The organism is Frankia sp. CeRuru1, assembly GCF_977966315.1.
Genome location: NZ_CDWWEW010000026.1, coordinates 1 through 20329, shown reverse-complemented (window position 1 = coordinate 20329; position 20329 = coordinate 1). Strand labels below are relative to the sequence as shown.

13 protein-coding genes, 1 tRNA gene and 1 pseudogene are annotated in these 20329 nt (G+C 70.9%); 9 read left to right on the top strand and 6 right to left on the bottom strand.

The genetic code is table 11. The annotated features are described in order from the left end of the window. From AC08OP_RS03660 to AC08OP_RS03645, 4 genes and pseudogenes are all read left to right on the top strand, one after another. Positions 1 to 1108, top strand: a pseudogene (locus tag AC08OP_RS03660) (FtsK/SpoIIIE domain-containing protein); the annotation flags it as partial. Between the two features lie 58 nt (positions 1109 to 1166). Further along, complete coding sequence (locus AC08OP_RS03655) at positions 1167 to 2699, top strand: replication initiator (protein ID WP_476612898.1); 1533 nt, start codon at positions 1167 to 1169, stop codon at positions 2697 to 2699. Continuing rightward, complete coding sequence (locus tag AC08OP_RS03650; RefSeq protein ID WP_476612897.1) at positions 2608 to 2907, top strand: hypothetical protein; 300 nt, start codon at positions 2608 to 2610, stop codon at positions 2905 to 2907. The genes AC08OP_RS03655 and AC08OP_RS03650 overlap by 92 nt, the downstream gene beginning before the upstream one ends. Before the next feature lie 251 nt (positions 2908 to 3158). Continuing rightward, positions 3159 to 4427 carry a tyrosine-type recombinase/integrase gene (locus tag AC08OP_RS03645; protein WP_476612896.1) on the top strand — a complete coding sequence of 423 codons (1269 nt, stop codon included), beginning with the start codon at positions 3159 to 3161 and terminating at the stop codon, positions 4425 to 4427. A 108-nt stretch (positions 4428 to 4535) separates the two neighbouring features. Here AC08OP_RS03645 and AC08OP_RS03640 read toward each other — a convergent pair. Then, a tRNA-Arg gene (locus tag AC08OP_RS03640) sits at positions 4536 to 4608 on the bottom strand. Between the two features lie 352 nt (positions 4609 to 4960). Between AC08OP_RS03640 and AC08OP_RS03635 the strand changes: the two genes are divergently transcribed. Further along, on the top strand, positions 4961 to 5638 hold the full coding sequence (locus tag AC08OP_RS03635; protein ID WP_476612895.1) for a single-stranded DNA-binding protein: 678 nt from the start codon (positions 4961 to 4963) through the stop codon (positions 5636 to 5638). Between the two features lie 89 nt (positions 5639 to 5727). Further along, entirely contained in the window at positions 5728 to 8127 is a 2400-nt protein-coding gene (locus AC08OP_RS03630) for a DUF7846 domain-containing protein (protein WP_476612894.1), read from the top strand. Here AC08OP_RS03630 and AC08OP_RS03625 read toward each other — a convergent pair. Next, a complete protein-coding gene (locus tag AC08OP_RS03625; protein ID WP_476612893.1) occupies positions 8105 to 9544 on the bottom strand; it encodes a DUF1254 domain-containing protein in 1440 nt (479 codons plus the stop codon). The genes AC08OP_RS03630 and AC08OP_RS03625 overlap by 23 nt on opposite strands. A 213-nt stretch (positions 9545 to 9757) precedes the next feature. Here AC08OP_RS03625 and ettA point away from each other — a divergent pair, with 213 nt between their 5' ends. Then, positions 9758 to 11440, top strand: a complete 1683-nt coding sequence (gene ettA, locus AC08OP_RS03620) for an energy-dependent translational throttle protein EttA (RefSeq protein WP_476612892.1) — start codon at positions 9758 to 9760, stop codon at positions 11438 to 11440. An 84-nt stretch (positions 11441 to 11524) separates the two neighbouring features. Here ettA and AC08OP_RS03615 read toward each other — a convergent pair whose 3' ends face one another. Both AC08OP_RS03615 and AC08OP_RS03610 read right to left on the bottom strand, forming a co-directional pair. Then, positions 11525 to 11947, bottom strand: coding sequence for a globin (locus AC08OP_RS03615; RefSeq protein WP_476595532.1), 423 nt, complete (start codon positions 11945 to 11947; stop codon positions 11525 to 11527). A 32-nt stretch (positions 11948 to 11979) separates the two neighbouring features. Further along, positions 11980 to 13902, bottom strand: a complete 1923-nt coding sequence (locus tag AC08OP_RS03610; RefSeq protein WP_476612891.1) for a glycoside hydrolase family 13 protein — start codon at positions 13900 to 13902, stop codon at positions 11980 to 11982. Positions 13903 to 14299: 397 nt separating this feature from the next. Between AC08OP_RS03610 and AC08OP_RS03605 the strand changes: the two genes are divergently transcribed. Beyond that, entirely contained in the window at positions 14300 to 16429 is a 2130-nt protein-coding gene (locus tag AC08OP_RS03605; protein WP_476612890.1) for an ATP-binding SpoIIE family protein phosphatase, read from the top strand. Positions 16430 to 16491: 62 nt separating this feature from the next. Here the strand turns inward: AC08OP_RS03605 and AC08OP_RS03600 are convergent, their stop codons facing one another. Next, positions 16492 to 18024, bottom strand: coding sequence for an SDR family oxidoreductase (locus AC08OP_RS03600; protein WP_476612889.1), 1533 nt, complete (start codon positions 18022 to 18024; stop codon positions 16492 to 16494). A 141-nt stretch (positions 18025 to 18165) separates the two neighbouring features. Beyond that, a complete protein-coding gene (locus AC08OP_RS03595; RefSeq protein WP_476612888.1) occupies positions 18166 to 18681 on the bottom strand; it encodes an HNH endonuclease in 516 nt (171 codons plus the stop codon). Positions 18682 to 19099: 418 nt separating this feature from the next. Here AC08OP_RS03595 and AC08OP_RS03590 point away from each other — a divergent pair. Next, on the top strand, positions 19100 to 20329 hold a 1230-nt coding region (locus AC08OP_RS03590), incomplete at its 3' end, for a mechanosensitive ion channel family protein (protein ID WP_476612887.1).

Here is a 20329-nt window from a genome sequence, read left to right as displayed (position 1 = left end):
GTGGCCTGGTGGGTGTGGGGGCGGGCGCGGCTGACGTTCGTCTACCGGTGGCGCTGGAAGCCGGCGATGGTGCACACCGACCTGGCGATCCGCGTGCCGACGTCGACCGGTGATCAGGTGACGTTCGACGAGTACTTCCCGCGGATTCGGAAGATCCGTTCGTCGCGGTCGGTGGACGTGCTGCGGGTGGAGCTGCTGCCGGGGCAGACCCCGGCGGACTGGGCGGAGCAGGCCGAAGCCTTGCGGCACGTGTTCCGGGCTCGGCGCTGCCAGGTGCGGGCGGAGACGTTTCGGTTCGTCCGGGTCTCCTTCTACCATCGGGATCCGCTGACCCGGCCGGTCGCTCCGCCGGACCTGGACGACACCACCGATCCGGACGACTCCGCCGACGATGCCGGCTCTGACCCTGCCGGAACTGTTCCCTCCGCTCTCGTCCGCCGTGGCGGGCGTGCGTCGCGGCTGCTCGCCGGGCTGTCGGCGGTGCCCGTCGGACGGTGCGAGGACGGCCGGGGCGGGTAAGGGCTCGGTGCTGTGGTCGCTCGTCCGCGGTCTGGGTCCGGCGGTGCGGGCGGGGCTGGTGGAGCTGTGGGTGTGCGACCCGAAGGGCGGGATGGAACTCGCCTTCGAGGAGCCGCTGTTCGCCCGGTTCGCGGCCGACACCGACGCGATCGCGGATCTCCTCGACGACGCGGTGAGCGTCATGCGGGACCGGACCGCCCGGCTCGCGGGAACCACCCGGCTGCACGTCCCGACGGTCGCTGAGCCGCTGATCGTCGTGGTGGTCGATGAGATCGCTTCCCTGACGGCGTATGTGACCGACCGGGACGTGAAGAAGCGGATCGGGGCGGCGTTGCCGCTGCTGCTCTCCCAGAGTCGGGCACCCGGTGTCGTGGTGGTGGCGGCGGTGCAGGACCCGCGGAAGGAGGTCCTGCCGTTCCGGGACCTGTTCCCGGTCCGGGCCGCCTACGTCGACGACGGGGAGATCGCGCGGACCGTCGACCGGTACCGGCCGGTTCGGGGCGGCTGGGTGCCCGACATCCCCGCCGACCTCGTCGACCGGGACGGCGGGGAGTGGCCGGACGGTGAGCCTCTCGATCCGGCCGCGTGAGACCCACCGATCCGCCCGGCAGACACCAGATTCCCGACGGCACGGAGGACCCTCCCGCGTGACCACCCCTGCCACCGGCACCGATTCGGCCGCCCACTGTGAGCCCACCGGCCGTGACGATCGTGACGATCGTCCGGGCTCCCGGGCGGCGCGGATGCGGATGCCGCTCGCTCGTGAGGTCGTCGAAGCCGTCGCCGTGGAGAACGGCGTGTGCGTCCGACCCCTGGCCATGCGCCGGACGAACCTGGACACCGGCGAGACCTCGATCGTTCCCGTGCCGTGCGGGGCGACCCTGGCGAGCAAGTGCCCGCCGTGTGCCGAGAAGGCGCGGCGGCTGCGGATGGCGCAGTGCAAGGCCGGCTGGCATCTCGACGACGAACCGGTTCCCGACCCGGACCCGCCGTCGGACGACGCGAAGATCCTCGCCGGGTTCCGGGCTGATCTCGAAGTCGTCCGGCGGGAGGCCGAAGGGGACAGCGACCCGGCGGGGGTCGCGGAGATCGACGATCTGATCGGCCAGGTGGACGCTGAACTCAACGCGCTCGGTGTGCGGGGGAAGGCTGCCCCGAAGGATCGGGATCGTCCTCGTCGTGCTCGGTCGACCCGCCGGCGGCAGGACGCGCCCGACCTGCCTCGATTTCCCGTGGAGAAGCGCACGGTCGGGCGGGTCTTCGAGGCGGCGGATGGGACGGTGTGGCGGCCGTCGATGTTCCTGACGCTGACCTGCGACACCGAAGGCCGGGTGAACTCCGACGGGGCTCCGGTGGACCCGGCGTCGTACGACTACCGGCGGGCGGCGCGGGACGCGATCCACTTCCCGAAGCTGATCGACCGGTTCTGGCAGAACCTCCGCCGGGCCGTCGGCTGGGATGTCCAGTACTTCGCCGCGCTCGAACCGCAACGGCGGCTCGCGCCGCACCTGCATGCGGCGATCCGGGGCACGATCCCGCGGCTGCTGCTCCGCCAGGTGGCGGCGGCGACCTATCACCAGGTCTGGTGGCCTCCGGTCGACCGGCCGGTCTACGGGGACGGTCACCTTCCCCTCTGGGATGACGAGGCGGCCGGCTACCTCGATCCGGACACGGCCCGTCCGCTGCCCACCTGGGATGAGGCGCTGGACGCGATCGGGGACGAGGACGAACCGTCCCACGTCGTCCGCTTCGGCCCGCAACTGCGCGCGGACGGCGTGACCGCGAACTCGGCGAACAGCGGCCGGATGATCGGCTACCTGTGCAAGTACCTGACGAAGAGTCTCGACGCCTGTCACGCGGCCACGTCCGACGCGCAACGGCGCCATGTCGACCGGCTGGCGGCGGCGCTGCGCTACGAACCGTGCTCGCCCACCTGCGCGAACTGGCTCCGCTTCGGTGTTCAGCCGAAGAATCCGAAGCCGGGTCTCGCTCCTGGGCGGTGCCGGGGCAAGGCGGCCCCGGTGGGTGCTGGAACACCCGACCGGGGCCTGAGACCTCACCCCTGGCTACAACAGGAGCGAAGCCCTGATGAACATCTTCTCTTCCGGCAACTTCGGCGCGTGGCGCACCCCCGGCGGAGACTCGCCGCTCGTCGCGACCCGCACGACCGGCACCGGTGACCACGAGCTGACGATCCGGCCCGGCGCGGACGTCGGCGACCTGGTGGCGATCCTCGCGACCCTGCCCGCGGACGCCTTCTTCACCGAGCACTACGGCGACGTGAACGCGGTTCTCGTGTTCCGTCAGGTGCCCGGACTTCCGGCAATGGTCCCCGCGCACGGAAAGCCTGAGACGGACCCGGCGGCGGCGAACATCACCCGTCCGTAACGGCACTCCTGCCTGCCCTACCCCCCATTTTTTCTTCCGTTCTCTGGTGGCGTTTCAAGCTGTCGGGGTGTCGGACGTGTCCAGGGTCGACCGAAGGTCGATCGCGTAGCGACGCCGTAGGCGCCCTGGACGCGGCCGGCGCCCCGACAGACCATTCCCACGCCAGAGAACGGAACCCCAACCGGCACCGGGCGACGCCACCTGCGGCCCGGTTGAACCTGTCCCGTTCTTCCGGCAAGGAGAACCCACCCATGCCCAGCAACACCCCCGGCCCGTCGAACGGCCGGCGCAAGGAGCGCAGGAAGCGCGCCAACGGCCAGGGCTCCATCTACCAACGCGGCGATGGCCTGTGGGTCGGCGCGGCCTACGTCCTGATGCCCGACGGGACGACCAAGCGGCGTCCGGTCTACGGCAAGTCGGAAGAGATCGTCCGCGGCAAGTTGACGGAGCTTCAGTCCAACTCTGATCAGGGCATTCCGGCGGACGCCACCGGATGGACCGTCGAACGGTTCCTGACGGTCTGGCTCGAGAAGACGGTGAAGCCGAACCGCCAGCCGAACACCTATGTCACCTATGAGAAGGCGGTCCGGCTCTACCTCATCCCGGGCCTCGGGAAAAAGCGGCTGAACAGACTGAATGGCGCGGACGTCCGGCAGTTCATCCGGCGGACGGAAACCACCTGCCGGTGCTGCGAGATGAGCCGGGACAAGGCGCGGCCGGAAGGCGAACGGCGCTGCTGCGCGGTCGGCCGGTGCTGCAACCGGCGTCCGTCGAAGCGTCAGGTCCAGGTCGTTCACGCCGTGCTCCGCAACGCTCTCCAGGCGGCCGTGCGCGAGGAACTGATCCGGCGGAACGTCGCGAAGCTCGTGCAGGTCTCCACGCCGCGCTACAACGTCGACCGGGGCCTGACCGTGGAGCAGGCGCACCGGCTCCTCGACGAGGCGGCCGGCGATCGGTTGTACGCGCTGCTCGTCCTGGCCCTCTTCCTCGGTATGCGCCGCGGGGAGCTGCTCGGGCTCCAGTGGTCGGACATCGACGCCGACCGGGAGACGCTGACGATCCGTCACACGCTCCAGCGGGTCGGCGGGGAACTGCGGCTGCTCCCGCCGAAGACGGAGGACTCGGAGCGCACGCTGCCGCTGCTGGGCCTGGTGGCTGACGCGCTCACCGAGCATCGCAAGCTCCAGCAGGCGGAACGGGAAGCGGCCGGCGACCGGTGGGTGACGACCGACCACGTCTTCACCACGAAGATCGGAACGGCGATCGAACCGGACAACCTGCGCCGCTTCTGGATGCCGCTGCGGCAGGCGGCCGGGCTCGACGCCGTGGTGTTCCACGGACTGCGGCACACGTGCGTGACGCTTCTGCTGGATCTTGGCGTGCCGCCGCACATCGTCCGTGACATCGCGGGCCACTCGGCGATCGAAGTCACGATGACGATCTACGCGCACGCCTCGATGGGGGAGAAGCGGCGGGCCCTGGGCCGGCTCGACGGCCACCTGACCGGGCCCCGACCCTGACTCGTTGCTACACCGGTTGCTGCACGTGGGGGGTGCCGGGGGGCTCGGCCTCCCGGCAGACCTGACGAGGGGATCGAAAAGGCGCAGCATGCGAGCCTGATCCCCGAGTGCGCCCGGCAGGGATCGAACCTGCGACCTGGTGCTTAGAAGGCACTCGCTCTATCCACTGAGCTACGGGCGCGCTTGCAGGGGATGGGCCCACCGGGGAGCTACAACAGGGTAGCAAGGTTCGACCAGGCATCGAACACGCGGGGACGCGCCGTCTCCTGGGAAGGTCGAGCTCCGGGGAAGGTCGAGGTACGACGCTGAGGCGTCCGCGGCAGGTGGGCAGACGGGAGGCGTCGCGGACCGGCGTGGGGTCCGGACGTCAGCGTGCCGGTGCGCGCACGTCCGGGGATGCGGGGCCTGTGGGTGAACCCTCGTTATCCACAGACGACCAACCGAGGGTTTCCGAAGCCGCCGTGACGGCTCACTGTGGGAGAGGCCGTTCGCGGCCAGCCCGGCGGATCCGTCCCTGACCCGAGGAGCACGCCATGCTCGAGACGACCATCACGCTTGTCGGCAACCTGGTCGACGATCCGGATCATCGGATGACGGCCAACGGTGCGTCGATATGCACCTTCCGCCTCGCGTCGACGCCCCGCCGGTTCGATCGTTCCGAGAGCCGCTGGGTCGACGGAACCACGCTGTTCCTGCGGGTCTCCTGCTGGCGCCAGCTCGCGGACAACGTCGCTGCCAGCCTCGTCCGGGGTGATCGTGCGCTCGTCTACGGCCGGCTGCGGCAGCGGTCGTTCGAGACGGGCGAAGGGGAACGGCGGGTTACCTACGAGATCGACGCGGATGCGGTCGGAACCGAGCTCACCTGGCATGCGGCTCGCTCGGAGCGACTTGCCCGTCGCCCGGGCTCCGCCCCCGCGGGGGCGGCGGCCGCGACGGGTGTTCCCAGTGATCCGTCCGTTCTGGTGGGATCCGCTCTGGTGGGATCCGAGCACGGCGCTCTGGCCGGCTTCCCGGTCGCTGGTGCGGATGCGGATGCGGCCGGAGCGGCATCTGCCGCGACGGCCATGGCGTCGATGGTCGCGGGACCGCCGGAGGGTGCCGGGCGGCTCCAGGGCGCGGGTGTGGCGCCCGGCGAACCGCGCCCGTCCGCGGTGACGGTCGACGATTCTCCCTGGCAGTCGTTTCCCTCCTCCTCCCATGACCTCTCCTGATCGTCCAGCCGCCGATGGCGGGGACCTGGAGGGCGAGTCGGACCGACCTGCGTCCGGCGCGGCCAAGGGCGCTGGGTACCGTGCCGTGGATGAGCAGCCGGCACGAGATGGGGCAGACGGGGCCTGTCTTCGCCGAACCCGGGACAGAGCCGCAGGCGCCCTTCGACGTCATCGATGCGCAGGTTGTCGTGAGTCCCGGCTTGGAGAGCGGCCTTGCGCACGCGACACCCGGATCGGTGGTCGTCGCCGCGCCCAGGGGTGATGCCGAGCCCCGGAACGACACGCCGCGGTCCCGGCCGGACGGCGAACAACCGCCGGCCGGGCCGCCGGCTTCCGACGACGCTCACGGTCGGCGGGCTCCCGTCCAGCGGCTGCGCGTTCGTCTCGCGAGCATCTCGGGGCCCGCCCGGTACGTGATGGTGCTCGCCGTCCTGAGCGCGGCGGTCGCCGTCGTCCTCCGGCACACCGTGTTCCCGTTCCTGTCGGTCAACAACGACGAGGGCATCTACCTCCTGCATGCCAGGACCCTCGCCGAGGGCCGCCTGTTCCCGCCCGCCCCGGACCCGGCGCGGTCCTACCTGCCATGGCTGGGAACCGTTGTCGGCGATCACTACGTGTTGAAGTACACGCCCTTCGTACCCGCGATCTTCGCGATCGGCATCGTGCTGACGGGAAGCATCGATCCGGCGCTTGCGATGATCGTCATGGCGGCGGTCGTCGTCACCTACCTACTGGGCGCCGAGCTGTCCGGCAGCCGGCGGACCGCGGCGTTGGCGGCGACCCTGCTCGCCTTCTCCCCGCTGGTGATCCTCCAGAGCGCGATGGTGCTGAGCTACCTGCCGACCCTGGTGCTGCTGCAGGTGACCGTCCTGGGAGTGCTGCGGGGACGGCGCCGCCAACGGGCGGCACCGGTGGTCGTCGCGGGCCTCGCCCTCGGCGTGGCGGCGGCGGTGCGGCCGTACGACGTCGTCCTGCTCCTGGCTCCGCTCGCGATCTGGCTGGTCCTGACCTCCACGGGCGGGCGCTGGTGGCTGTGCCGGTGGCTGCTTTGCGGGCTCGCCGCGCCCATGGTGCTCGTCCTGCTCAGCAACGCCGCCGCCACCGGTGACCCGTTGCGGCTGCCGTTCGCGCTCCTCGAACCCGACGACACGATCGGCTTCGGGTTGCGCAAGCTGTATCCCGGCGACGGCAGGCACGACTTCGGCCTGGTCGAAGGGCTGCAGTCGGTTGGCGACCACCTGTGGTTGTTCGGCGGCTGGGCCTGCGGGGGAGTAGTGCTGGCCGGCTGCGCGATCGTCGTGGCGGCTCGGCGGCAGCTGTCCGCACCCGCCGCGGTCCTGGGTGCGGGTGGGCTGCTCTTCCTGGGCGGATACGTCGGCTTCTGGGGCGCGTGGAACGCGGCCGAGTTGTGGGGCGGCATCCGCTACGTCGGCCCCTTCTACCTGGTCCCGGTGCTCATCCCGCTCGTCCACCTCGGCGCGGAGGGCCTGGTCAGGGCCGGCGAAGCCGTCTTCGCCCGCGGACACCGCTTCGGGCTCACCGCCGTCGCGGGGACCGGCGCCGGCATCCTGGCGCTCACGGCCGTCGTCCTGGTCGGGGCGGTGCGCGCCAACCTCACGCTTACCGGGCACGACCGTGACCTCAGCGCGATGCTGGATCGGCTGCCGGGCGACCCGCTCGTGTTCGTCGCGGTGAACCCGCCGTTTCTCGGGCATCCCACTCCGGTGACCGCGAACGGGCCGAAGCTCGACGGTCCCGTCCTGTTCGCCGTGTCGCGGGGGGTCGACGATCTCATCGTGGCCGCTGACCACGCGGACCGCCCGGCCTACCTGCTCCGCTTGGCATCGGCATACGGCCGCTCACCCGCCTCGCCCTCCACCGCGCGGGTCGAACGGCTGGCGGTCAGGAGCGGCAGGCGGGTGGCGGTGACCCTGCGAGTGGATGCCGCGCCCGCGGGCGCCCGTTCCGCCCGCGTCGTGCTCACCGAGGGTGCCCGCCGCCTGTCGATTCCGGTCCATCCGCGGATCCCCACCTCGATGATCCTCACCGTCGACGCGGACGGCCTCGATATCACCGACGTCACCAATATCACCAGTATCACCAACATCGCCGGCGGCACGGACAGCCCCGGCGGCACCACGATGGACCGCAACGACTCCGGCCGGTCCCCGGTGCATTCCGGATCCCTCGGCCGTCCGTCGGCGAGCACCGTGCGGGACGGCCGGGGCACCTCCATCACCGTGGCCTACTACGCGACGAGCCCTTCCGGACGGGATCATTTCCTTGATCAGCAGGTGCTGCCCGTGCGGCTGGCCGCACGGGACGGTTCCCGGTCGGACGGTTCCCGGTCGGACGGTTCCCGGTCGGACGGTTCCCGGCCGGCTGCCGGCCCGCCGGTCACCGTGCTCGGATCCCTGGGGGAGGTCGATGAGGTCGGCGAGGGACGTCGGCCGCCGCTGCGCATCATCATCGATGATCGTCGAGGCTGATCTGCCCGCCCGGGTAACCTGCCTGCCCCGGCGCCCCGATGCCCCGGTGAGCGGTCGGCCTGATGATCGGCCGGCCCGGTGATCGGTCGATGCGGCGGATGGGAGGAAGCACGTACGTTCCGTCGAGGACGTCGGCCCCCGGCTCGTAGATCCGTAGGACGGGCCGGAAATCGCCGGCCGCCGCGGGCAGCCAGTTGTCAAGCGGCCTGCCGTCCTCCGGGGGATCGCTCTGGAGCAGGATGCGCACCGAGCCGTCCGGACCGCGGCGCAGATCGCGGTCGCCGCTCCGCAGGGAATACCGGTGCAGGGGATTCTCGACGAGGTAGTACTCGGGCGCGTCGTACATCGTCAGCGACCAGAACGCGGCCTGCGGCGGCGGCACCAGCTCCAGCAGGTACCGGTGGGCCCCGCTCAGCTGACGGCCGTCCGTGTCGATGGCACGGCTCGCCTGGATCTCCTCGTAGCCGTGCGTCGCGCCCCGCGGCAGCCGGGCGGCCATCGCCCGGGCGAGACGGGCCTGTGCCCGATCGCTTATCCGCCAGGCCGGATCGTCGATCGTGCCCGGTCCGAGTCGGTCCAGGTTGAAGTCGAGGGCATGCGGGGTGCTCACCCAGCCGTTCGTCAGCGCCCGGCCGGCGTGCGCCACCCGTTCGAGCTCGTCGCGGCCGGCGCGCAGCCCGGTGCGCAGGGACCAGGCGAGGCCCGGGTTGGGGTCGATGTACGGCGAAGGATCGTTGAGGATCCCGAGCGAGGTGAAGTGGCGGGCGTACTCGGCCTCGGCCCGCGACGGAGGATAGGCGCGCAGCCAGATGCGCAGCTCCTCCCAGAACCGGAGGTCGTCACAGACCCTCTTCGAGTGCTCCGGCGGTCCCTCCGCCCGGCGGGCCTCGGGATCCAGCGGGCTCAGGTCCAGTTCCTCCTGCAGCCGGGACACCGCCGCGATGTCCGCCGGGCCGTCGAAGCCAAACCGGTTGATCAGCGTCAGCAGCCGGGTCGGCGCCTCGATGCGGGCCAGCGACGCGGGCGCGCTGCCCGTCCAGCCCGGCGGGACGAGCAGATAGCGCCCACCCCGTCCGCCGGTGGTTCGCCGTCCCACGTAGGCGAAGTTGTTCCGCCAGGCGTCCATGAAGATCATCACGCTGTAACGATCCGGCGTGTCGGGGATCCGCAGGACCAGTGGACCCGGCGTGAGGTCGACCTCGGCCACCGAGCACAGGGCGTCGTTGTCGACGCTGACGAAGCAGGACAGTGGCGCGGGCGGTTCCGTCTCGTGAGCGAAGGCGTTGTACCCGGCGGGCCGGATCGGCCCGATTCCCTCAGCTGCCGTCCGTACGCTCAGCCGGACATTGCTGACCAGGGGATATCCGAAGATGAACGCCTCGGCCGCCAGCCCGAGCCGATGGTCACTCGCGAGCATGCCGTCCTCCCCGCGCTCGTCATCTCCGTTTCAGTGGTCGTCCCCATGCAGCGGTCGCCCCCACAGTCCGTGCCCTTCTTTGTGGTGTGGTACCCACCGGATGCCGTCCGGGGACCGGGCGGACCCGATGATCCGCCCGGTCCCCGGCGTCGGCCGACGGGCCACCGATCACCGCTGTGAGGAACGCGGGCGCGATGCCCTAGGGTTGATGGCATGGCGCAGTACGTCTTCCAGATGCGCAAAGCGCGCAAGGCCCATGGCGACAAGGTCATCCTCGATGACGTGACCCTGTCGTTCCTCCCCGGAGCCAAGATCGGGGTAGTCGGCCCGAACGGCGCGGGGAAGTCGTCCCTGCTCAAGATCATGGCCGGCCTCGATCAGCCGAGTAACGGCGAGGCGACCCTGAGCCCCGGCTACACGGTCGGCATGCTCGCCCAGGAACCCTCGCTGGACGAGACCAAGGACGTCCGCGGCAACGTCGAGGACGGCGTGCGCGAGATCCGCCGGGTGCTCGCCCGCTACGAGGAGATCAACGAGAAGATGTCCGCGCCCGACGCGGACTTCGACTCCCTCCTCGCCGAGCAGGCCGAGCTCATCGACAAGATCGAGGCCGCGAACGCCTGGGAGCTCGACAGCCAGCTCGACCAGGCCATGGACGCGCTGCGGCTGCCGCCCGGCGATGCCGACGTCACCCTGCTCTCCGGCGGTGAGCGCCGCCGGGTCGCGCTGTGCAAGCTCCTGCTCGAGGCTCCCGACCTACTCCTGCTCGACGAGCCGACCAACCACCTCGACGCCGAGAGCGTCGCCTGGCTGGAGCAGCACCTCGCCCGCTATGCGGGCGCCGTGCTGGCCGTCACCCACGACCGGTACTTCCTGGACAACGTCGCCGGCTGGATCCTCGAGCTCGACCGGGGCCGTGCCCTGCCCTACGAGGGCAACTACACCACCTACCTGGAGAACAAGGAGGCCCGGCTGAAGGTCGAAGGCCAGAAGGACGCCAAGCGGCGCCGGGTGCTCGCCCAGGAACTCGAGTGGGTCCGGTCCAACCCGAAGGCCCGCCAGACCAAGAGCAAATCGCGCCTCGCCCGCTACGAGGAGCTGGCCGCCGAGGCGGACCGGGCGCGCCCGCGCGACTTCGAGGACATCCAGATCCCGCCCGGCCCCCGGCTCGGCAACCAGGTCATCGAGGCCAAGGGGCTCACCAAGGGCTTCGATGACCGGCTCCTCATCGACAACCTGTCGTTCACCCTGCCGCGCGGCGGCATCATCGGCGTGATCGGCCCCAACGGCATCGGTAAGACGACCTTGTTCAAGATGTTGACCGGGCAGGAGGCGCCGGACGCCGGGGAGCTCGTCATCGGCGACACCGTCGACATCGCCTATGTCGACCAGACCCGCTCGGGCCTGGACCCGAAGAAGAACGTCTGGCAGGTCGTCTCCGACGGCCTCGACCACATCGTCGTCGGCAAGGTCGACTTCCCGAGCCGGGCGTACGTGTCGTCGTTCGGGTTCAAGGGGCCCGACCAGCAGAAGCCCGTCGGTGTGCTGTCCGGCGGGGAGCGTAACCGGCTGAACCTCGCGCTCACCCTCAAGCGTGGCGGCAACGTCCTGCTTCTCGACGAGCCCACCAACGACCTCGACGTGGAGACGCTGCGCTCCCTGGAGGACGCGCTGCTGGAGTTCGCCGGCTGCGCCGTGGTCATCTCCCACGACCGCTGGTTCCTCGACCGGGTCGCCACCCACATCCTGGCCTGGGAGGGAACCGACGAGGCCCCGGCGCGCTGGTTCTGGTTCGAGGGGAACTTCGCCGACTACGAGACCAACAAGATCGATCGTCTCGGGCAGGAGGCGGCCCGCCCGCACCGCGTCACCTACCGCAAGCTCACCCGGGACTGAGAGCGCACCCGGGCCGGCCGCCCGGCCGGTGCCCGCGGGCACCGACCGACCGGCTGCCCGGCTGTGCCCGCGGGCACCGAGCGGTCAGTCGGGGCGGTTCTGCAGCGAGTTCGCCGCCATCGACAGGTAGCCCCAGAGCTGCCTGTCGAGATCGGGCGGCAGGTCCAGGGAGTCGACCGCGGCCCGCATGATCTTCAGCCAGGCGTCCCGCTGCGCCGGGCCGATCGCGAACGGGCCGTGCCGCCTCCGCAGCCGAGGATGCCCGCGCTGCTCCTGGTAGTCGGTCGGGCCACCCCAGTACTGGATGAGGAACATGCGCAGGCGCTCCTCGGCGCCGGTCAGATCCTCTTCCGGGTAGAGCGGGCGCAGTACCGGATCATTTGCCACACCCTGGTAGAACCGCGCGACCAGCTTCCGGAACGTCGGTTCGCCGCCGGCGGCGTCGTAGAAGGAGCTGACCGGGAGAGTGCGCGGAGGAGACTGGCTCACTCGTCCATTCTGCGGCACGCGGTGCGGCCCGATCTGGGCGACGGGTGTTCTCAGCCGTCGCGGGGCGCGATCCACGCCGTCGTGTCGGGGGGCAGCGTCAGGGTCGCGCCGTCGTACCCCACCGGTCCGCTGGCGAGCACCAGCCGTCCGGGCAGCGGAACCGCCACCTCCCCCTCGGTCGTCATCACGCAGGTCATATTGGCCGGCCCCACCGAGGTGGACGGGGCTGGGGGCACCGACGAGCCTGCTGGCGCGGGGCGGTCGAAGGCCAGGCATCCGGCCGGGGCGTCGTCCCGCCAGCGCAGGTCGTCGCCACGCAGGTGGGGGAGGGCACGGCGCAGGGCGAGCGCGCTGCGCACGAGCAGCCAGGTCGACATCGGGTCGGCCGCCTGCGCGAGGACCGCGAGGTCCGCCCAGTCGGCGGGTTGCGGCAACCACGGGTCGGCGCCGGCCGAGGTGAATCCGTAAGGGGGCGTGTCCCCCGACCACGGCAGGGGGATCCGGGCGCCGTCCCGGCCCGGCGACGTGCCCCCGGACCGCGTCCAGATCGGGTCGCGACGGGCGGCCGGCGGCACCTCGGCCTGCGGCAGCGCCAGCTCGTCGCCCTGGTACAGCACCGCGGTGCCGGGCAGTGCGAGCAGCGTGAGCAGGGCGGCGCGCGCGCGGCGGGTCCCCGTGGGACCGCCGCCGTAACGGGTCGCCGGACGCACCACGTCGTGGTTGGCGAGCACCCAGGTGCCCGGCGCGCCGACCGCCGTCAGCGCGGCGCGTTCGGCATCGATGGCGGCCCGCCAGGCCGCCGCCGACCAGGGGATGCTCAGCAGGGAGAACGAGAACGTCAGGTGCAGCTCGTCCGGTCGCACGTAGCGGGCGAGCCGGGCCGGGTCGCGCACCCAGGTCTCCCCGATCAGGACCCTGGGACGCCCGTCGCGGGCGGTGTACTCGTCGATGATCGCGCGCCACTCGCGGTAGATCTCGTGCACCCCGTCCTGGTCCCAGACCCGGGGCTCGTGCTCCTCGCGGAACCCGCTGTCCGGAGCCAACCGGGCGCCGGGCGGGTTGTCCCGTAGCTCGGTGTCCTTCACCAGCCCGTGGGTCACGTCGATCCGGAACCCGTCGACCCCCCGATCGAGCCAGAACCGCAGCGTCGCGGCATGGTCCGCGCGGACGGCGGGATGATCCCAGTTCCAGTCGGGCTGCTCGGCGTCGAACAGGTGCAGGTACCACTGGCCGTCCGCCACCCGCGTCCAGGCCGATCCACTGAACACCGATTCCCAGTTGTTCGGAGGCTGCTCGCCGCTGGGGCCTCGGCCGTCGCGGAAGATGTAGAGCTCCCGCTCGGGACTGCCCGGCGCGGACGCGAGCGCCGCCTGGAACGCCGGGTGCGCCGAGCTCGAGTGGTTCGGCACGAGATCGATCAGCACGGCGAGTCCGGCCTCGGCGGCGTCGGCGAGCACGGCGTCGAGGTCCGCGAGGTCACCGAAGAGCGGATCCACGCCGCGATGGTCGGCGACGTCGTACCCGTGGTCGGCCATGGGGGATGAGTAGAAGGGTGTGATCCAGATCGCGTCGACGCCGAGTTCGGCCAGCACGGGCAGGTGCCGCCGCAGCCCCTCCAGATCGCCGACCCCGTCGCCATCGGAATCGGCGAAACTGCGAAGGTACACCTCGTACAGCACGGCCCGGCGCCACCACGTCCCATCCCGGCCGGGCGACCGTACCCGGCCGTCGGCGCCATTCGGGCGATCCAGCTCCCCGGCGTCGCCGGCTCCTGTGCTGTTGTCCTTGTTATCCCCAGCGCCCTCGGCGTTCTCGTTCCCCTCGGCGTTCTCGCTGCCCGCGTGGTCCTTGCCCGCGTCGCTCCGGTTGCCGTGCTGGCCACTAGATCGAGGACAGGAATAAGATATTTTATCTCCCTTAGTAGATGAGGGTGTCTTTGTGGGACGGCCCTCAACAGAATAATGTGTCCTCATCTGGCTCCTTCTGGCGTTCCTGGTCTTTTTGGTGCAGGTGCCCCCCGTTGTGCGCCTACCCAGGGACCGCTCCGCCGCGTCGGGACGGCGCGGCGGAGCGCGTGTTCCTCGGTCGGGTGATGCCTATCCAGCATCAAACCCGGTCGGTGGGGGCGAAGGGAGGGCGATGGGGTACTGGTTGCGGCTCGGGTCGACGTTCCCCCGATGCGTGATATCCGATATCCGAACTAGACTGCCGCAGGTGGACCAGGTGACTGGCTGTTACGGAGCAGTACCGAGAATCGGATTTGGTCGGGGATGTGATGGTGTGCCCGTGACGTCGGAACCATCCACTGGGATTTCGCCCTATGCGTCCGGTATATCAGGGTTCGTCGGTGAATCACGGAGGTCCGATCAGGTGCGGCGGTCGGCGTCCGCAGGTCTGCGGGCCGCGCGGGAGGCTGTCCGCGCGCTGTGCCACGGTGCTCGGGGGGACCATGACGACGGATTGGGTGGCTCCGACCCGTCCTTCCTGGCCGATGCCGGTCTCGTCCTCGGCACCTCCCTCGACCCCGATCGGGTCGTCGACCTGATCGCCGGACTCGCCGTGCCCCGCCTCGGCACGGGCGCCCTGGTGTGGCTGCGCGAGGGCGACCAGGTCAGGCTCGGCGCCTCGGTCTTCCACGACCCGAAAGCCGGCAAGATCATGCGGGCGATTGTCGCCACGCGGCCGCCTCAGCTCGCGGACGACTTCCCGCCGGGCGTCGTCATGCGTAACGGCCAGACGTACTGTCTGCCGGACTTCGACGAGCTGCGCCCGGTGCCGCTGTTCCCGTACGAGCTCGCCTACCAGCAGTTCCGCCGGATCCAGAGCGGTCCCACCGTCACCGTCCCGTTGCCGGCGCACGGCCGGATCCTCGGCGCGATCACTGTTGGGCGCGGCACCGGCTTCTATTCCGGAGCGGAGGTGAACCTGCTGGAGGACCTCGCCCGGCGGGGGGCCGTCGCGCTGGAGAACGCACAACGCTTCCGCGAGGCACAGGAGTCCGCGCTGACCCTGCAACGGTCGCTCCTGCCGGCGCATCCCCCCGCACTCGACGGGGTCGAGATCGCGATGGAGTACCGGCCGGGAACGGCAGGCACGGAGGTTGGAGGCGATCTCTACGACGTCATACCGCTTGCCGGGGGGCGAGTCGGGGTGGCCATCGGTGACGTGATGGGGCGCGGCCTGCATGCCGCGGCGGTGATGGGCCAGCTGCGGGCGGCGCTGCGCGCCTACGCTCTGGAGGATTGGAGCCCCGTCGAGGTGCTGACCCGGCTTGACCGGGTCGTCGGCCTGCTGCCCGGTCTCCAGCTCGCGACCTGTATGTACGCCGTCTACGACCGGGACACCGGCCGGGCGACGATCGCGAACGCCGGCCATCCCGCGCCGTTGGTGATCCTTCCCGACGAGGACCCCGACTATCTGGTGCTCGACCCCGGGCTCCCGCTGGGAGTCGGCGAGGGGGCGGTGTTCAGCGAGACGACCGTCGCGCTTCCACCCGGATCGGCGTTGGTGATGTTCACCGACGGCCTGGTGGAGTCGCGACGCCGCCCGCTCGTGGACGGCCTGGACAATCTTCGACGCGGTCTTACCGCACAGCGTGCCCGGGCGGCCGCGGCAGGCCTCGAGGCGGTCGAAGTCGCGGCGGGTGCCGACGTGGCGGCTGGAAGCGAGGGCGAGGGCGTTGGCCTGAGCGCGGAACGGACCGGGAAGGCGGAACGGACCGGGAAGGCGTGGACGGATCGGCGGGCCCCCGGCCCGTCGCTCGGCCCACCCCCCGGGGTGCCGGAACGCCGCTCCTGGGTGGACCGGCGGCGCCGGGCGCGCAGGGTGAACTTCGCGGCACGTAGCTGGTTCGGTCCGGACACCGTCAACGGCACCGGCGAGGGCCCCGTCGAGGAGACCGCCCGCACGCTGCTCGAACGGTGCCTGATCGCCGCCGGTCTCCCGGCCCGGACCGACGACGATACTGCCATGGTGGTGCTCACCACGCAGGCCGTGAACCCGCCATTGCTCGAACTCGCGTTGCCCGCGGTGGCCGCGTCGGCCGGCGAGGCCCGGACAGCGATGCGCTCGGTCCTCGCCGAATGCGGGATCACCTCCGTCGAGGACGCGACGCTGCTGGTCAGCGAAGTGGTGACGAACGCGGTGCTGCACGCCCGCAGTGATCTGGTGCTGCGGGCATCGATGGAACCCGGTCGGCTGCGGATCAGTGTCGAGGACCGGGAAGGAGCGCATCTGCCCCGGCCCGGCGCGGCCGCGGAGAACAAACCCGAGCCCGAGTCGGGGTGGGGCCTGCTGCTGGTCGAGGCGCTGGCGCTGGCCTGGGGCGTGGAGATGACCCCCGGGGGCAAGCGTGTCTGGTTCGATATCGAGATACCCGACCGGGAGCCAGGTGCCGCCGGCCCGACGAGACCGATCGTCAGGCCCGATCCGGCTCCCTCGGCGGGCCTGTCCCGGAAGCCTCCCCTCGACCCGCCGGTCCAGGGCCGCTCCTGGGGATAGCATCCGCTGCCGGGCCACCTGACGAGCCGGGCCACCTGACGAGCCGGGCCGAGGCCGCGTGATCAGGCGGTGGCGACGGCGCCGGTGGCCCATTCGTCCTCGGCCTTGCGCACGATGTTGCGCAGCATTCCACCGAAGACGGCTGCGTGGAACGGGCTGACCGACCACCAGTAGAGCTGCCCGGGAAGTCCGCGGGGCAGGAAACTCGCGCGCTGCCAGTAGGTCGTGGTGCCCTCGGCGTCGACCATCGAGCGTAGTTCCAGCCAGGCCTCGCCGGGCAGCTTCATCTCGGCACGCAGCCGGAGCAGGTGGCCCGGTTCGATCTCCTCGACCCGCCAGAAGTCCAGAGCCTCCCCGGCGTGCACCCGCTGCGGATCACGCCGACCCCGGCGCAGACCGACGCCACCGAGGGCGGTGTCCAGCCAGCCGCGGGCGGACCAGGCCAGGGGCCACGAGTACCAGCCGTTGTCGCCCCCGATGCCCTCGATGACGTGCCACAGACAGGCCGGCGGCGCCGCCACGGCCATGCTGCGCTCGTCGACGTAGAGGGATCCCCCGGCCCACTGCGGGTCGGTCGGCAGGGGCTCGTTCGGGGGGCGCGTGGCACCGGCGCCGTCCCCGTCGTCCGATGCGCCTCCCGATCCCGGCCACACCGCCGTCGACCAGCGGGTCTTCACCGAACGTGCCCGCACCCGGGCCAGCGCGAGGGCCACCGCGGCGTCGAAGGGCAGCAGTCCCTCGGCGGGATCGGGGATCCAGCGGGCGACCTGGTGGCCGTGGGCCACCACCTCGTTGCGCAAGGAACGGATGAGCGGCCTCGCGATGCCGCCCGGCACCGGGGTGACGAGCCCGACCCACAGCGAGGACAGCTCGGGGGACAGGATCGGAACCGGGACGATGATCCGGCGCCGCAGCCCCTCGACGGCGGCGAAGCGCTGCATCATCTCCGCATAGGTCAGGATGTCCGGGCCGCCCACGTCGAAGGTGCCCTCGACGTCGTCGGGGACGTCCAGAGCGCCGATCAGATAGTGCAGCACGTCCCGGACGGCGATCGGCTGGATCCTGGTCCGCACCCAGCGCGGCGTCAGCATCACCGGCAGGCGCTCCGTCAGGTAGCGCAGCATCTCGAACGAGGCGCTGCCGCTGCCGATGACGACCGCCGCACGCAGCACGATCGTCGGCACCCCCGAGCCGAGCAGGATCCTCCCGACCTCCTGGCGGGAGCTCAGATGGGCGGACGTGCCACCCGTCGTCGCCGGGCTCAGCCCGCCGAGGTAGACGATCCTGCGGACACCGGCCGCCCGGGCCGCGACGGCGAAGGCGTTCGCCGCCCGCCGGTCGACCGCGGAGAAGTCACCACCACCGTCGATCGAGTGGATGAGGTAGTAGGCGACCTCGATCCCGTCGAGCGCGGACCGCAACGACTCCGGATCCCGGGCGTCGGCGCGGACGACCTCCGCCCGGGCGGCCCATGGGATGTCCCGCAGCCGGAGGGGATCCCGGGTCATGGCCCGGATATGGTGGCCACGGTCGAGCAGGCGGGGAGCCAGCCGGCCGCCGATGTAGCCGGTCGCCCCGGTGACGAGGATGCGCATGCAGGTTAGCTGCCCTGGCAGGTCCCGCCGTACCCTGGCACCCGGCCGATCTGCCGTCGCCGTGCCTGGGAACGCCTTGAACAGGCGGGGCGCCCGGGCAGGCGGGGACGCCCGGGCAGAGGACGCTCCGGGCGGGTGCCGTCAGGCCGAGGCGGCCTCGGTCACGTCGGTACTCAGGTAGGCCGACCAGCGTGGATCCATCCGACGGGAGCCCAGAATGCGCCAAGCGGCTCCGCTCGGCGCCCGTGGCGCCGTGCGGAGCCGCCAGCCGAGATCAGCGACGGCCCGGTCGGCTTTCAGATGGTTGCAGCGGCCACAGGCCGCCACGACGTTCTCCCACGCGTGCGGGCCCCCACGGGAGCGTGGAATGACATGATCCAGTGATGTTGCCGGAGCATTGCAGTACACGCAGCGATGATGGTCGCGGGCCAGCACACCCTTGCGGGTCAGCGGGACCTGCGAGCGGTACGGCACCCGGACGAAACGCGCTAACCGGACCACGATCGGGACATCGACGGAAGCCGTCGCGGACCGAAGAACCTGCCCGGCCGATTCGACCATGACGGCCTTGTCGGTCAGGACCAACACCAGCGCGCGCCTTTGCGACACCACGCACAGAGGCTCGTACGTGGCATTGAGAACCAGCGCCTCTGCCACGCGCCGACCTCCTGCCCACCGAGGGCCCTTTGCGGGCCGTTCTGCCCAGCGTCTCCGGTGACAATGGACAGTCAACCTTCTTCTGCGGCAGAACGCGAGCCTGTTTGCATGGTCATCGCCTTTCGTGCCGTGGCGCTGCACATATCTCGTGGCCTTTGTCACATACAGGCGACCATTTTGTGACCGCATCAATACGGAAAGTGCTTTTTCGGGTGTGATGGGAGACCTGGCCGGGTTGGGTCGGAGAGCGGTTGGGTCGGAGCGTGGCTGTCCGCCGACCGGATCGGGGCCCCCACCGCCGGGCCACCGGCATGGGCGAGACTGACCTGCGGCCGCCGCCCGGGCCGCCGCGAGCGCGGGAGGGCCGGTGACCTCGGCCGGCTCGGGGAACTTCGAATGATCGCAATCGACCGGAAGGATGATCGACGCCGTGACGCCCGCCCCGTCCCTGCTGGCTCAGCCTCTCATCCCGTCGCTGGGAATGCTGCTGTCCGCCTCGCCGTCACCCACCGAAGTGCCGGGCCCGACGTCCGGGCTGACGACGCCCACCCCACTGCCCTCGCCGAGCCCGTCGGTGACCTCTGACCCGCTGGTGTCCCTGGAGGGCGTCGCGACCGCGCTGCGGGACGCCTGCGGGACCGATCCGGGGCTGCTGTGCCGCACCGTCTACGACATTACCCACAGTAATTATCTTGCCTCCGGGGCTGAGGTGTTCCTCGGTACCCCGATCCGCATCGCGCTCATTTTGATGATCGCGTTTGTGGTGCGGGCGCTGCTGCACCGGTTCATCCGGCGCACCACCGACATCGGACATGCCACCGAACGGACCGGTTCCGGCAGTTGGGGCGGGTTGTTCCGGGGTTCCCGGGCCGGTTCTCTGCTGGGCGCGTTCGGCGATCCGGCGGTGCTGATGGAAAGGCGCCGTCAGCGTGCGGCGACGGTCGGTTCGCTGCTGCGCAGCGTGACGTCCATCTTCATCTTCGGCCTGGCATTCCTCAGCATCCTGGGCGAGCTGGGTATCAATCTCGCCCCCATCGTCGCCAGCGCCGGTGTGCTGGGAGTCGCGGTCGGTTTCGGTGCGCAGAACCTCGTCCGGGACTTCCTGTCGGGGATGTTCATGCTGCTGGAGGACCAGTACGGGGTGGGAGACGTGATCGATCTCGGTCCGGTCTCCGGTGCCGTGGAGGCGGTCAGTTTCCGGACGACCAGACTGCGTGACGTCGAGGGCACCGTCTGGTACGTCCGGAACGGCGAGATCACCAGGGTCGGTAACAAGAGCCAGCAATGGGCACGGACCGTGCTCGACGTTCCGCTCGACTACGACACCGAGGTCGCCACCGCCAAACGGGTGCTGGCCCGGACGGCGAACGAGCTCTGGGCGGACGCGAAGTGGAGCAGCCTCATCCTCGCCGAGCCCGAGGTCTGGGGGATGGAGACCATGACCGCGGACGGTTACACCCTGCGTGTCGCCATCAAGACCCAGCCGCTCAAGCAGTGGGAGGTCGCGCGCGAGCTGCGTGAGCGGGTCCGGACCTCGCTTGGCGCGGCCGGGATCGAGCTCGGTTCCGTGCAACGCAGTGAGGTGACCATGGTCAACGACGACGAGGAGACCGCCGGGAGCCGTGAGGAGGACGACGCGGATCCGGAT